Origin of the sequence: Collimonas fungivorans (genome assembly GCF_028292705.1) — a bacterium.
Lineage (GTDB): Bacteria > Pseudomonadota > Gammaproteobacteria > Burkholderiales > Burkholderiaceae_D > Collimonas > Collimonas fungivorans_B.
The window spans coordinates 1-13738 of sequence record NZ_JAQGLV010000257.1; the positions used below are offsets into that span (position 1 = coordinate 1).

Genomic DNA, 13738 nt, shown 5'->3' on the forward strand with positions numbered 1-13738 from the left:
GCTTGGGCGTCACTTCCAGGATCACGTGGTAGCTGTTGATCTGCGTGAAGTACTGCGCGACCTGGCGCTGGCCAATGGCGTCGTAGATGGTCGAGTCGATCAGCGCCGGCGTGATGCCGAAGCTGGATGCGCGCGCGCGGTCGATGGTCAGGTTGGCTGCAGCCGCAGCATTCTGCTGGTCGGAAGCGACGTCGGTCAATTGCGGCAGCTGGCGGAAACGGTTCAGCAGTTTCGGCGCCCAGACGTTCAGTTCATCCAGGTTGGAGTCGGTCACGGTGTACTGGTACTGGGTGCGCGACAGGCGGCCGCCGACGTTGATGTCCTGGCCTGCCTGCAGGAACAGGTTGACCCCTTGCACCTTGGCCAGCTGCGGCCGCAGGCGTGCAATCACTTCGTCGGCGCTGGCGGTGCGTCCCTCGTCTTTCGGTTTCAGGCTGATGAAGAAGTTGCCGGTGTTGAAGGTGCTGCCGCCGCCGCTCATGCCGAAGCCTGTGACGTCCGGATCCTTGCGCACGACGTCAGCCAGCGCCAGCATGCGTTTGTTCATCGAGGCGAACGAGGAATCCTGCGCCGATTCGGCAAAGCCGTAGACGAAGCCGGTGTCCTGCTGCGGGAAGAAGCCTTTTGGGATAATCACGAACAACACGACGGTGGCAGCCATGGTGGCGAAGAACACCATCAGGGTAATGAACTGATGGCGCAGCACCACATGCAGGCCGCGCTTGTAGCCGTTGAGCATGGCGTCGAAACCGCGCTCGAACATCTGGTACATGCGGCCATGCGATTCAGCCGTATGCGATTTCAGGAAACGCGAGCAGAGCATCGGCGTCAAGGTCAGCGAAATCACCACCGAGACTGCAATCGTCAGCGTCACGGTGATGGCGAATTCGCGGAACAGGCGGCCGACGATGCCGCCCATCAGCAGCAACGGGATGAACACGGCCACCAGCGATACCGAGATCGAGATAATCGTAAACCCGATTTCTCCCGCTCCCTTGTAGGCTGCTTCCATCGGCGACATGCCTTCTTCGACGTAGCGGTAAATATTCTCCAGCATCACGATCGCATCGTCGACCACAAAACCGACCGCGATGGTGAGCGCCATCAGCGACAGGTTGTCGAGGCTGAAGCCGAGCAGGAACATGATCGCCGCGGTGCCGAGCAGCGCCAGCGGTACGGTCACGCTCGGGATCAGGGTAGCCGGGACATTGCGCAGGAACAGGAAGATCACCAGCACCACCAGGGCGATGGTCAGCACCAGCGTGAATTCGACGTCGGACACCGAGGCGCGGATGGTCTGGGTGCGGTCGATCAGGGTGTTGACATGCACTGTCGGCGGGATCGCCGCTTGCAGGCGCGGCAAGGCAGCCTTGATGCGATCCACGGTTTCGATCACGTTGGCGCCGGGCTGCTTGGTGATCGCCAGCACGATCGAACGGCCGTTGGTGATCGTATTGCCGGCCGGCGCCGCGGCGCCGGCGTAGCCCCAGCCGGCCACCTTCAGGTTTTCTGCGGCGTCGATGGCGACGCCGACATCGCGCACCCGGATCGGCGCGCCGTTCTTGTAGGCCAGCACCATGTCGTTCCACGGTTCCGCGCTCAGCAGCTGGTCGTTGGTATACACGGTGAAGCTTTGCTTGGCGCCGTCAACCGTGCCTTTTGGCTGGTTGACGGTGAGGTTGGCGATCACGCCCCTGATATCTTCCAGGCTGATGCCGATCGCCGCCAGCTTGGTCGGATCGACCTGGATCCGCACCGACGGTTTTTGCACGCCGCCGATATTGACCAGGCCGACGCCGGGAATCTGTGAAATCTGCTGCGCCAGGATATTGTCGGCGAAGTCATTGACCTGGATCAGCGGCAGCGCATCCGATTGCACCGACATCACCAGGATCGGTGAATCGGCCGGGTTCACCTTGCGGAAGGTCGGCGGGCTCGGCAGGTTGGCCGGCAGCTGGCCGCTGGCGGCGGTGATCGCCGCCTGCACGTCGAGCGCCGCGGCGTCTATGCTGCGGTTGAGGTCGAACTGCAGCGTAATCTGGGTAGAGCCGAGCGAGCTGGTCGACGTCATTTGCGACAGGCCGGCAATCAGGGAAAACTGCCGTTCCAGCGGCTGCGCCACGCTCGACGCCATGGTTTCCGGATTGCCGCCGGGCAGGTTGGCGGAGACCTGGATGGTCGGGAAATCGACCTGCGGCAGCGGCGCCACCGGCAGCAGCGGCCATACCGCGGCGCCGATCAGGAAAATCGCGATGGCGAGCAGCGTGGTGCCGATCGGCCGTTTGATGAAGGCTGCGGAGATGCTCATTTGCCGGCCTTTGCCGTCGAATCGACAGGAGCAGCAGCTGCGCTGGCTTCGATGATCTTGGCGCCCGGTTTCAGCTTGTACTGGCCATCGACCACGACCCGTTGTCCCGCCTCCACACCCTTGTCGATAACAGCCAAGCCATCCTGGATGTTGGCAACCTGGACCGGCTGGATTTTCACCGAGCTGTCAGCACCGACGACATACATGTAGGTGCCGTCCTGGCTGCGCTGCACCGCTGCCGCCGGCACCGTCAGCGCCTGCTTGCGGTCGCCCAGCACCAGCCTGACGTTGACGTACTGGCCTGGCCACAGCACATGCGACGGATTCTGGAAAATGCCTTTCAGCTGCACCGTGCCGGTGCTGGTGTCGATCTGGTTGTTGAGCAGCGCCAGGTTGCCCTGGGCCAGCATGGCGCTGCTGTTGCGCGCATAGGTTTGCACGCTGAGCGGCTTCTGGCTGCCGCGCAAGGCGCTGTTGATGCTCTGGAAGGTTTCTTCCGGCAGGGTGAACACCACGGCGATCGGATCGATCTGGTTGATCACCACCAGGCCATTGGTGTCCGCGGCATGGACGATATTGCCCGGATCGACCAGGCGCGCGCCGACGCGGCCGCTGATCGGCGCCAGGATGCGCGTAAAGCTGAGCTGCACCTTGGCAAAGTTGATCTGGGCTTCATCGGCTTGCACCGCGGCTTGCAGCTGGTTCACTTGGGCCTTAGTGGCGTCCAGCGTCTGTTGGGTGGCGGCGTCCTGCTGCACCAGGGTGGTGTAGCGTTGCAGGTCAAGCCGGGAGTTGACCAGCTGCGCCTGGTCCTTGGCTTTTTGCGCCACGGCCTGGTCCAGCTGCGCCTGCAGCGTGCGCGGATCGATCTGCGCCAGCAGCTGGCCGGCCTTGACGTCCTGGCCTTCGACAAAACCGACCTTGTCGAGCTGGCCGTCGATGCGGGCCTTGACGGTGACGCTGGCATTCGAGGTAACGGTGCCGACGCCGCTCAGGTACATCGGCACATCCTGCTGCTTGACGGCGGCGGTGCTGACCGAGATGGCGCCAGGGGCGACCTTCGGCGTGCCCTGGGCATCGGCCTTGTGCACCATGGCCCAGCCGGCGGCGCCGATCAGGACCAGTATCGCGGCGGTGATCAGCAGCGTCGAACGTGGTTTGGAAAGTGTGGAGGTCATCGTTATCGGCTCGCGGAATTAATTGGTCGTATTGTTTTGTGGATTGTTTTGCGCCTGGCCCGCGTGCTGGTCGCCGCGCTGTTCGGCGTTTAGTTGGCTGGCGTCCCAGCCGCCGCCGACGGCCTTGATCAGCGCCACGCTCGCCAGCAGCTGGCGTCCCAGCAATTGCACCAGGGTGCGTTCATTGCCGAGGGAAAGGGTTTGCGCGGTGACCACCGTCAGATAGGTCGCGGTGCCGGCGCGGTACTGGCTCAGCGCCAGCCGTTCCGCCAGTTGCGAAGCCTGCACTGCCTGGTTCTGGGCGATCGCTTCCTGGTCCAGGACCTTGAGCGTGGCCAGGTTGTCTTCCACTTCCTGGAAGCCGCCCAGCACGGTTTGTTTGTATTGCGCTACCGCGGCGTCGTAGACGGCGATGGCCTGGTCGCTGTGTGCGCGCCGCAGGCCGCCGTCGAAAATGGTTTCAGCCAGCGCCGCGCCCAGCGACCAGACCCGGCTAGGGGTGTCGAACCACTGCGCCAGGCTGGCGCTGTTGAAACCGCCGCTGGCGCTCAAGGTCAGCGCCGGGAAAAAGGCGGACTTGGCGACGCCGATGTTGGCGTTGGCGACCGCTACCTGGCGTTCAGCGCTGGCGATGTCGGGACGGCGCTCCAGCAGGTCGGAGGGCAGGCCGGCCGGAACCGGCGGCAAGCCAGCCTGCATCTTGCTCAGCATCTGGGTATCGGCCGGCAGCGCGGCCAGGTTGAAGCCTGAAGGCGCCTTGCCGGTGAGGATGGCGATCGCATGTTCCAGCTGGCTGCGCTGCGCCTGCAGGTCGATGGCCTGGGCTTCCGCGGTTTTCAGCTGGCTTTCGGCCAGCGCCACGTCCGAGCGCAGCGCCACGCCGGCGGCGTACTGGCTCTGGGTCAGCTGCAGCGAGCGGGCGTAGGCAGCGGTGGTGCGCGCATACAGATCTTTCAGCAGGTCGGTGATGCGCAATTGCAGATAATCTTGCGCCAAGGTGGCCTGGATGCTGAGGCGGGCGGCGGCCAGGTCGGCCGCGCTGGCCTGGATGCCGGCGTCGCCGGCTTCCACCGAGCGCCGCACGCTGCCCCAGATATCCGGTTCCCAGCTGCCTTGCAGGCCGGCGTTGTAACTGTTGCCGACCTTGATGCCGTTGCTGTTGGTGCGCGAGCGATCTACCCCTGCACTGATGCCAGCCGTCGGCCAGAAGCCGGCGCGCGCCGCATCGCCGGCGGCACGCGCCTGGCGGTACTGGGCTTCCGCCACGCGGATGTTCTGGTTGGCCTGGTTGGCTTGCTGTATCAGGCCGTTCAGGGTAGCGTCGCCATAGACTTCCCACCAGTTGCTGCTGTCTATCTGCTGCGGCTGCGCCTGTTTCCACGGACCGCTTTCTTTATAGGCGGCGGGCACGTCCATGGCAGGGCGCACGTAATCGGGACCGACTGCGCAGCCAGCCAGCGCAAACGCAATCGCGGCAGCCATGGCAGTGGCTGAGAAGGTTCTTGGGGGAAAGGGAAAATTCATGAGTCCTGGGCTGACGATCGGCACATCGGATGGAATGTCCGATGTGCAGGTCAACACAAGCGCAGCACCGGACAGTATTTGAGAACACTTTAAAGCTTGCTGCGGTACGTGATGCTGTCGCTAATATGACAATTCTGTCAGTTTCGCCCGTGCTTGATGCGCAATGCGCTAATGATAGTGGCAAGCAGGGTCGCGCTTGCCGCCAGCCACAGCGACAGATGGACGGCGCTGGCATCGATCTGGGCGGTGTCGGCCGCGGCCTGGGCGATGCTGGTCGCCGCCAACACCACCGCGACCAGCGCTGCGCCCAGCGACTGGCCGAAGGTGCGGGCAATCGCCAGCACGCCGGAAGCGGTGCCGCTGCGCGTACGCGGCGCGTTGCTCAGCATCTCACGATTGTTGGGACTTTGGAAGAAGCCGAAGCCGAGCCCGCAGACGAAGGCGCGCCACAAGATGTCCGGCACTGAAGCATGCGCGCCCAAGCAGGCCAGCAGCACCAGGCCCAGGGTCAGCACCAGCAGGCCGCAGGTCGACAGCAGCGCGGCCGAATAACGGTCGGCCAGGCGGCCGGCGATCGGCGCGGTGATGGCGATCGCTACCGGCCAGGGTGTAAACAAGGCAGCCGACAGCAGCGGGCTGAAACCGTATGCGCCCTGGAACAGGAACGGCAGTGCAATAAAGGCAATTCCCTGGCCCACAAAAGAGCAGAGCGAGGTGGCGACCGCCATCGAAAAGCGCTGCGATGCAAAAATATCAAGCGGCAGCAGCGGTGCGGAATAACGCCGTTGTCTAATGATAAACAAAATTACCGATGCCAGGGCGATCCCGCCCAGCAGCAGCTCCTGGGTCCAGCTGTCGTGGCGCGACAGGCCGTCGACCGCCATGACGATGGTGCCCAGCGCCAGCGCCGAGAGCACGGCGCCGATTGCATCGAAGCGGCCGCCGCGGCCCGGATCGCGCGGCAGCACGCGGCGCGCCAGCAGCAGAGTGACGACGCCGATCGGCACATTGACGGCGAACAGCCACTGCCAGCTCAGCACCGACAGCATCAGGCCGCCGATGGCCGGGCCGGCGGCGGTGGAGGACGCCACCACCAGGGCATTGATGCCCAGCGCCGCGCCCAGCAAGCGGGTCGGGAAGATATTGCGGTAGAGCGCCGGGCCGATGCTCATGGCGGCAGCGCCGCCGACGCCTTGCAAAAAACGCATGCCGTTCAGCATCGCCAGCGACGGCGACAGGGCGCAGCCCAGCGAAGCCAGGGTGAATACCAGGATGCCGCTCATATATACACGGCGAAAACCCAGCACCTCGCCCAGCGAGGCGAAAGTGACCATGGTCATGGCGCCGGCGAGTATATAAGCATTGGCGATCCAGACCGCGGCGGCCGGGTCTACCTGCAGGCTGCGCGCGATCATGGGCAGCGCGACGTTAACAATGGAGCCGTCCAGCACGGTCATGCTGGTGCCGAGGATCATGACGATAATCGCTACCCGGCGCGCCGCCCCGGGCAGGCCGTCGTCTTCAGGCAGATCGCCGAACAGCTGACTCATGCAGCAAGGCGCGGCTTTGGCGCAACACTTGATTGAAATAATGGCGAGGTAGGCACAGGCAACAATAAAATGAGGAAAGCATTGATAGGGCGGGGCGGAAGCCGCGAATTATCACATGAAGCGCGATTTCACGCATGGGCCTGGGTTGCCCGCCAGCCGGGGCGATCACGGGGATATCACGAGGGTGCCACGGGGCTGCCAACAAATAGCCGCATTTTTCAGGTCGCCGGCGGCTGCCGCGACGCCTGTTTGATGTATAATTCGAATTTCCCGCATGTGCCGTTCGGCACCTTCTGTAATGACTAAGTTTGTATTTGTTACCGGCGGCGTTGTCTCTTCCCTTGGTAAAGGGATTGCAGCCGCCTCTCTCGCCGCGATTTTGGAATCGCGCGGCCTTAAAGTCACCCTTCTTAAACTCGATCCGTACATCAACGTCGATCCAGGCACCATGAGCCCGTTCCAGCACGGCGAAGTGTTTGTGACCGACGATGGCGCGGAGACCGATCTCGATCTTGGCCACTATGAGCGTTTCATTACGGCCAAGATGAAGAAGGTGAATAACTTCACTACCGGCCAGATCTACGAATCGGTGATCCGCAAGGAGCGCCGCGGCGAGTACCTGGGCAAGACGGTGCAGGTTATTCCGCACATCACCAACGAGATCCAGGATTACATCTATCGCGGCGCCGAAGGTTTCGACGTGGCGCTGGTGGAAATCGGCGGCACCGTCGGCGATATCGAATCCTTGCCCTTCCTCGAAGCGGCGCGCCAGCTGAGCCTGCGCGCCGGCCGCAAGGCGGCTGCTTTCGTCCACCTGACCCTGGTGCCTTACCTGGTGTCGGCCGGTGAACTGAAAACCAAGCCGACCCAGCACAGCGTGCAGAAACTGCGCGAAATCGGTATTTCGCCGGATGCCTTGCTGTGCCGCGCCGACCGTCCGATCCCGGACGACGAACGGGCCAAGATTTCCCTGTTCTCGAACGTCCAGGGCGACGCCGTGATTTCGGTGTGGGACGCTGACACCATCTACAAGATCCCGCAGATGCTGCACGACCAGGGGCTGGACGCGATTGTCTGCGAAAAGCTGGGCCTGTCGCCCAAGCCGGCCGACCTCTCGGTCTGGACCAAGCTGGTGCACGCACTGGAAAATCCAACCTACGAAGTCACCATCGGCATGGTCGGCAAATACGTCGACCTGACCGAATCCTACAAGTCGCTGACGGAAGCTTTGCGCCACGCCGGCATCCATACTGGCAGCCGGGTCAATATCGAATACCTGGATTCGGAAGAAATCGAAGCCAACGGCATCGGCGCATTGGCCAAGTACGATGCGATCCTGGTGCCGGGCGGGTTTGGCAAGCGCGGCGTCGAAGGCAAGATCGCGGCCGCGCGTTTCGCTCGCGAAAACAAGATCCCTTACCTGGGCATCTGCCTGGGCATGCAAGTCGCGCTGCTGGAATATGCACGCAACAAGGCTGGCCTGCCGCACGCCAATTCAACCGAATTCGATGCGCAGACCGACCAGCCGGTAGTGGCCCTGATCACTGAATGGCAGAACCATGACGGCAAGGTAGAACTGCGCGACGTCAATTCCGACCTGGGCGGCACCATGCGCCTGGGCGCGCAGACCTGCGACGTCAAGGCCGGCACCCTGGCCGCCGAAATCTACGGCCCGACCGTGACCGAACGCCATCGTCATCGCTACGAAGCCAACAACCATTACCTGGACCGCATCGAAGCAGCCGGCCTGGTGGTCTCGGCCCGCACCCCGACTGAAGACTTGTGTGAAATCATGGAATTGCCGCGCACCGGCGACAATGCTCATCCTTGGTATGTCGGCGTGCAGTATCACCCGGAATTCAAATCGACTCCGCGCGACGGCCATCCGCTGTTTATTTCGTTCATCAAGGCTGCGCTGGCGCACAAGCAAGCTAATACTGCAACTGCAGCGTAAGGAAAGAACATGAAACTTTGTGGCTTCGACATCGGCCTGGATCAGCCGTTTTTCCTGATCGCCGGTCCGTGCGTGATCGAGTCGCGCCAGATGGCGCTCGACACTGCCGGGATACTGAAAGAGATCACCAGCGAACTGGGCATCAACTTCATCTACAAATCGTCTTTCGACAAGGCGAACCGTTCTTCCGGTTCTTCTTTCCGCGGCCTCGGCATGGAAAAAGGGCTGGAGATTCTGGCTGAAGTCAAAGCGCAAATCGGCGTGCCGGTGTTGACCGATATCCATGAAATCTATGAAATCAAGCCGGTGGCAGCGGTGGTCGATGTCTTGCAGACGCCGGCCTTCCTGTGCCGCCAGACCGATTTCATCAACGCTTGCGCCCAATCGGGCAAGCCGGTGAATATCAAGAAGGGCCAGTTCCTGGCGCCGCACGACATGATCAATGTCATCGCCAAGGCGCGTGCCGCGGCCCGCGAAGCCGGCCTGCCGGAAGATAATTTCATGGCCTGCGAACGTGGTGCTTCGTTCGGCTACAACAACCTGGTGTCCGACATGCGTTCGCTGGCGATCATGCGCGAAACCGGTTGTCCGGTAGTGTTCGATGCCACCCACTCGGTGCAGTTGCCGGGCGGCCAGGGCAGCACTTCCGGCGGCCAGCGCGAATTCGTGCCGGTGCTGGCGCGCGCTGCGATTGCCGTGGGCGTCTCAGGCGTATTCATGGAAACCCATCCGAATCCGGCCGAAGCCAAATCGGACGGACCGAATGCGGTGCCGTTGAACCGCATCAAAGAATTGTTGTCGACCATGATAGATCTGGACCGGGTCGTCAAAAAGAATGGCTTTATCGAAAGCAATTTCGGTTGATTGCTTGGGGGATGGAATATATCGCTGCCGCTATACAAGCAAGTGGCTGCGCGTGAAGTCTGTTCCCGCAAATGGTTTTAATATCGCGCATATTTTTATTTGATAGGGAAATACATGAGTGCAATCGTTGACATCATTGGCCGCGAAATTATTGATTCGCGCGGTAATCCGACAGTCGAATGCGACGTCTTGCTGGAATCCGGCGTCATGGGCCGTGCAGCCGTGCCGTCCGGCGCTTCCACCGGTTCGCGCGAAGCGATCGAGCTGCGCGACGGCGACAAGAGCCGTTACGGCGGCAAGGGCGTTTTGAAAGCCTGCGAGCATATCAACACCGAAATTTCCGAAGCCATCATGGGTCTCGACGCCAGCGAACAAGCATTCCTGGACCGTACCCTGATCGATCTCGACGGCACCGAAAACAAAGGCCGCCTGGGCGCCAACGCCATGCTGGCGGTATCGATGGCGGTAGCCAAGGCTGCAGCTGAAGAAGCCGGCCTGCCGCTGTATCGTTATTTCGGCGGTAGCGGCGCGATGCAGATGCCGGTGCCGATGATGAACGTCATCAATGGCGGCGAGCATGCCGACAATAACCTGGATATCCAGGAATTCATGATCATCCCGGTCGGCGCACCGAGCTTCCGCGAAGCGGTGCGCTACGGCGCCGAAGTGTTTCACGCGCTGAAGAAAATCCTGCACGACAAGGGCTTGTCGACCGCGGTCGGCGATGAAGGCGGCTTTGCGCCTAACCTGGCCAGCCACGAAGAAGCGCTGAAGCTGATCATCCAGGCGATCGAAGCCGCAGGCTATGAGCCGGGCACCCAGATCGCCCTCGGCCTGGACTGCGCCGCCAGCGAATTCTACAAGGACGGCAGCTACGTCCTGGCCGGCGAAAACATGACACTGACCGGTGCGCAGTTCACCGGCCTGCTGGCGTCGTGGTGCGACAAGTACCCGATCATCAGCATCGAAGACGGCATGGCGGAAAACGACTGGGACGGCTGGAAGCTGCTGACCGAAACACTCGGCAAGAAGATCCAGCTGGTGGGCGACGACCTGTTTGTCACCAACACCAAGATCCTGAAAGAAGGCATCGACAAGGACATCGCCAATTCGATCCTGATCAAGATCAACCAGATCGGCACCCTGACCGAAACCTTCGCTGCGATTGAAATGGCCAAGCGCGCCGGCTACACCGCAGTGATCTCGCACCGTTCGGGCGAGACCGAAGATTCGACCATCGCCGATATCGCGGTTGGCATGAACGCCTTGCAGATCAAGACCGGCTCGATGTCGCGTTCGGACCGCATGGCCAAGTACAACCAGCTGCTGCGCATTGAGGAAGACCTGGGCGACATCGCCAGCTATCCGGGCCGTAGCGCGTTTTACAATCTGAAGTAATCAAGCCGGGGTGGGCACCAGTGTCCACCCCGATCTACATTTAAGACAGCAGAACCAAGCCCGAAACGATGCGCCTGATTGCCATTTTCCTGACTGCCTTGCTGATACTGGTCCAGTACCCACTGTGGCTAGGCAAGGGCGGCTGGCTGCGCGTCTGGGATATGGACCAGCAAGTGCATGCGGCGCATGACAAGATCGACGAGCTCAAGGCCCGCAACGCCAAGCTGGATTCGGAAGTACATGATTTGAAAGAAGGCACCGGTGCGGTCGAAGAACGGGCGCGCACCGAGCTGGGCATGATCAAGCAGGACGAGATTTTTATCCAGGTACTCGATCCGAACGGCAATCCAGCCGATGCGCCGGCGCCGCCCAATGCGGCGTTGACAGCGGTGGAGAAGACCGTAGCGGTCGCCGTGCCAACGGAAAAGAAACCAGAGCGCTAACGTTCGTTAATCAACGGGGCGCCCATGCTGTTCGCAGCGCCCCAATCCAATCTCAATGTTTGCTGCTGCCGGTAGGGAGCAGCGCTTCAACCGGCGCCGTACTGGCGAACAGGTGCGCGCAGTCGACTTTGTCGAATTCATAATGCTGGCCGCAGAAATCGCAATCCACCGCCAGCTTGCCGAGGTCGGCGAGGGCTTCCTCGATTTCAGGCTGGCCCAGCATCTTCAGCATGTTGCCGACTTTTTCGCGTGAACAATTGCACTGGAAGCTGGGTTGCTGCGGTTCGAAAACACGGATGGTTTCTTCCCAGAACAGGCGGCGCATCAAAGTCTGGATGTCTGTGGACAGCATTTCTTCCGGACGCAAGGTGCCGCCCAGCGCCAGGAAACGATTCCAGGTTTCCAGTTCATCGTTGACCGGCACGTCGATGCCGCCGTGATTCGGCAGTTTCTGCAGCAGCAAGCCGCGCGCAACCTTGTCGTCGGCGGCCAGCCACAGCTTGGTGTCCAGCTGTTCCGAGCGCAGCATGTAGTTTTCAATGACGGTAGCGACATTCTCTCCATCCAGCGGCACGATGCCCTGGTAAGCCTGCTGGCCGGGCATCTTGTCCTGCGGGTCGAGCGTAATCGCAAAACGGCCCTGGCCGTTCAGGTTGACCAGTTGCGACATGGTGGCGTCGGGGTCGATCACCGCGTCCGGCGCCAGCTTGGCGGTGGCGCGCATCCGCAGTTGCGAATCGCACTCGGCCACCAGCAGTCGGATCGGACCATCGCCGTGGATCTGCATGACGATGACGCCGTTGAATTTCAGGTTGGCCGACAGCAAGGCCGCCGCGGCCATCATTTCACCCAGCAAGGTCTTGACCGGCGCCGGATAGTTGCGGTGCGCCAGCACCTGCTGCCAGGTGGACGACAACTCCACCAGCTCGCCGCGCACGGCGGCGTTTTCCACCATGAATTTTTGCAGTGAATCGCCGTGCACGTCGCCGGCTTCCGTCATCTTTGTTACGTCCATATTTTTTATCCGCTGATGTATTACTTCTGCTGTATTACTTCTACTGTATTACTTCTAATTTATTGCTTCAATACCGCTGCTTGTTACCCGATCAGCTTCAAGCCGTCCTTGTATTCCTGCCCGCGTTGTATGTAATGCGTGGCGTTGCCGGCCAGCGCTGCTACATCCTGCTCGCTCAGGGTGCGCACGGCCTTGGCCGGGCTGCCGATGATCAGCGAGTTGTCCGGGAATTCCTTGCCTTCGGTGACCAGTGCGCCGGCGCCGACCAGGCAGTTCTTGCCGATCTTGGCGCCGTTCAGGATCACCGCCTGGATGCCGATCAGGGCGCCGTCGCCAATCGTGCATCCGTGCAACATTGCCTGGTGGCCGACGGTCACGTTCTTGCCCAGCGTCAGGGGAAAACCCATGTCGGTATGCAAGGTGCAGCTTTCCTGTACATTGCTGCCCTGGCCGACCGTGATCAATTCATTATCGCCGCGGATAGTGACCCCGAACCAGACGCTGGCATCGGCTTCGATCCTGACCTTGCCGATCAGGTTGGCGGACGGCGCGATGTATGCTGACGGGGCAATATCGGGGGCATGCTCGCCCAATTGGTAGATGGCCATAAGTTTCTGTAAAATGCGTTCCGTAAAATGCTGGTTGCCGGGCATGGCCCTGATTCTGTCCCTATATGCAGTCCCTGTAGATAGGTCCATATTGCGATTTTTCAACCGTAGCGCCATTTTACCGCTCTCAACATGAACCATTCATCCTTTCCAGTTCCGGCTGACTTGCGCCGCGCCGCCTTGCACTGCTTGTGCGAGGCCGATGTCGCTGCCAAGGTGACCGCTGTCGAGGCGCTGGCGGCGGCCTGGGAAAGCGGCGCCATGGCGCTGGATAGCCAGTGCGAATTGCAGGCAAGCTTGAGCATACCGGGGCGTCCGCCGCAGCCCTTGCTGGTCCCGCCGCGCGAGGTCAAGCACCGCTCCATGGCTACCCTGGAAGGGCGGGCCGCCATGATCCACGCCCTGGCGCATATCGAATTCAACGCCATCAACCTGGCGCTGGATGCGATCTGGCGCTTTGCCGGCATGCCGCGGGACTATTATGCCGACTGGCTGCGCGTTGCAAAGGAAGAAGCTTATCACTTTAGCCTGCTGGCAATGCACTTGCGGGGCCTGGGGTTTGCCTACGGCGATTTTTCGGCGCATGACAGCTTGTGGGAACTGACTGAAAAGACCAGCCATGACATCCTGGCCAGGATGGCGCTGGTGCCGCGCCTGATGGAAGCGCGCGGCCTGGATGCATCGCCGCGCACCCGCGCCAAGCTGGCCCAGGCCGGCGATGAAGAGGCGGCGGCGATCATAGACATCATTCTGCGCGACGAGATCGGCCACGTGGCGATCGGCAACCGCTGGTATGGCTGGCTGTGCCAGGCGCGCGGGCTGGAGCCGCTGGCGACATTCGCCGCCCTGGTGGTACAGCACCAAGCGCCGCAGTTGCGCGGACCGTTCAATATGGA

11 protein-coding genes are annotated in these 13738 nt (G+C 61.7%); 5 read left to right on the plus strand and 6 right to left on the minus strand.

Going from position 1 to position 13738, the window contains the following annotated elements; translation table 11 throughout:
* The 4 genes from JWQ61_RS14610 to JWQ61_RS14625 all read right to left on the minus strand — a co-directional run.
* The coding region (locus JWQ61_RS14610; protein ID WP_304361168.1) for an efflux RND transporter permease subunit at window positions 1–2308 on the minus strand (2308 nt) is incomplete at its 3' end.
* The gene (locus JWQ61_RS14615) at window positions 2305–3486 is read right to left on the minus strand and encodes an efflux RND transporter periplasmic adaptor subunit (protein ID WP_304361169.1); all 1182 of its coding nucleotides are present in this window, start codon (window positions 3484–3486) and stop codon (window positions 2305–2307) included. The genes JWQ61_RS14610 and JWQ61_RS14615, both read right to left, overlap by 4 nt.
* A gap of 18 nt (window positions 3487–3504) precedes the next feature.
* A complete protein-coding gene (locus JWQ61_RS14620; RefSeq protein ID WP_304361170.1) occupies window positions 3505–4968 on the minus strand; it encodes an efflux transporter outer membrane subunit in 1464 nt (487 codons plus the stop codon).
* 179 nt (window positions 4969–5147) lie between these two features.
* Window positions 5148–6560 (minus strand): MFS transporter, encoded by a 1413-nt coding sequence (locus tag JWQ61_RS14625; protein WP_304361171.1) that lies wholly within the window; start codon window positions 6558–6560, stop codon window positions 5148–5150.
* Between the two features lie 298 nt (window positions 6561–6858).
* Here JWQ61_RS14625 and JWQ61_RS14630 point away from each other — a divergent pair, with 298 nt between their 5' ends.
* The 4 genes from JWQ61_RS14630 to ftsB all read left to right on the plus strand — a co-directional run bounded on the left by JWQ61_RS14630 (window position 6859) and on the right by ftsB (window position 11219).
* The gene (locus JWQ61_RS14630; RefSeq protein ID WP_041741405.1) at window positions 6859–8514 is read left to right on the plus strand and encodes a CTP synthase; all 1656 of its coding nucleotides are present in this window, start codon (window positions 6859–6861) and stop codon (window positions 8512–8514) included.
* Between the two features lie 9 nt (window positions 8515–8523).
* Entirely contained in the window at window positions 8524–9378 is an 855-nt protein-coding gene (kdsA, locus tag JWQ61_RS14635; protein WP_304361172.1) for a 3-deoxy-8-phosphooctulonate synthase, read from the plus strand.
* Window positions 9379–9492: 114 nt separating this feature from the next.
* Entirely contained in the window at window positions 9493–10776 is a 1284-nt protein-coding gene (eno, locus tag JWQ61_RS14640; protein ID WP_304361173.1) for a phosphopyruvate hydratase, read from the plus strand.
* Between the two features lie 68 nt (window positions 10777–10844).
* The gene (ftsB, locus tag JWQ61_RS14645) at window positions 10845–11219 is read left to right on the plus strand and encodes a cell division protein FtsB (protein ID WP_120236710.1); all 375 of its coding nucleotides are present in this window, start codon (window positions 10845–10847) and stop codon (window positions 11217–11219) included.
* 52 nt (window positions 11220–11271) lie between these two features.
* On the opposite strand, the gene hslO is transcribed toward ftsB, so the two are convergent.
* Together hslO and JWQ61_RS14655 are read right to left on the minus strand one after the other, a co-directional pair.
* Complete coding sequence (hslO, locus tag JWQ61_RS14650) at window positions 11272–12234, minus strand: Hsp33 family molecular chaperone HslO (protein WP_304361174.1); 963 nt, start codon at window positions 12232–12234, stop codon at window positions 11272–11274.
* 83 nt (window positions 12235–12317) lie between these two features.
* Complete coding sequence (locus JWQ61_RS14655) at window positions 12318–12842, minus strand: gamma carbonic anhydrase family protein (protein ID WP_304361175.1); 525 nt, start codon at window positions 12840–12842, stop codon at window positions 12318–12320.
* A 132-nt stretch (window positions 12843–12974) separates the two neighbouring features.
* Here JWQ61_RS14655 and JWQ61_RS14660 point away from each other — a divergent pair.
* The coding region (locus JWQ61_RS14660; RefSeq protein ID WP_304361176.1) for a ferritin-like domain-containing protein at window positions 12975–13738 on the plus strand (764 nt) is incomplete at its 3' end.

Bases quoted from the DNA above. Each gene is read 5' to 3' on its own strand.
- JWQ61_RS14620 (WP_304361170.1), bottom strand. From the start codon at position 4,968: ATGGCTGCCGCGATTGCGTTTGCGCTGGCTGGCTGCGCAGTCGGTCCC.
- ftsB (WP_120236710.1), top strand. From the start codon at position 10,845: ATGCGCCTGATTGCCATTTTCCTGACTGCCTTGCTGATACTGGTCCAG.
- hslO (WP_304361174.1), bottom strand. From the start codon at position 12,234: ATGGACGTAACAAAGATGACGGAAGCCGGCGACGTGCACGGCGATTCA.
- kdsA (WP_304361172.1), top strand. From the start codon at position 8,524: ATGAAACTTTGTGGCTTCGACATCGGCCTGGATCAGCCGTTTTTCCTG.
- JWQ61_RS14625 (WP_304361171.1), bottom strand. From the start codon at position 6,560: ATGAGTCAGCTGTTCGGCGATCTGCCTGAAGACGACGGCCTGCCCGGG.
- JWQ61_RS14655 (WP_304361175.1), bottom strand. From the start codon at position 12,842: ATGGCCATCTACCAATTGGGCGAGCATGCCCCCGATATTGCCCCGTCA.
- JWQ61_RS14615 (WP_304361169.1), bottom strand. From the start codon at position 3,486: ATGACCTCCACACTTTCCAAACCACGTTCGACGCTGCTGATCACCGCC.
- eno (WP_304361173.1), top strand. From the start codon at position 9,493: ATGAGTGCAATCGTTGACATCATTGGCCGCGAAATTATTGATTCGCGC.
- JWQ61_RS14630 (WP_041741405.1), top strand. From the start codon at position 6,859: ATGACTAAGTTTGTATTTGTTACCGGCGGCGTTGTCTCTTCCCTTGGT.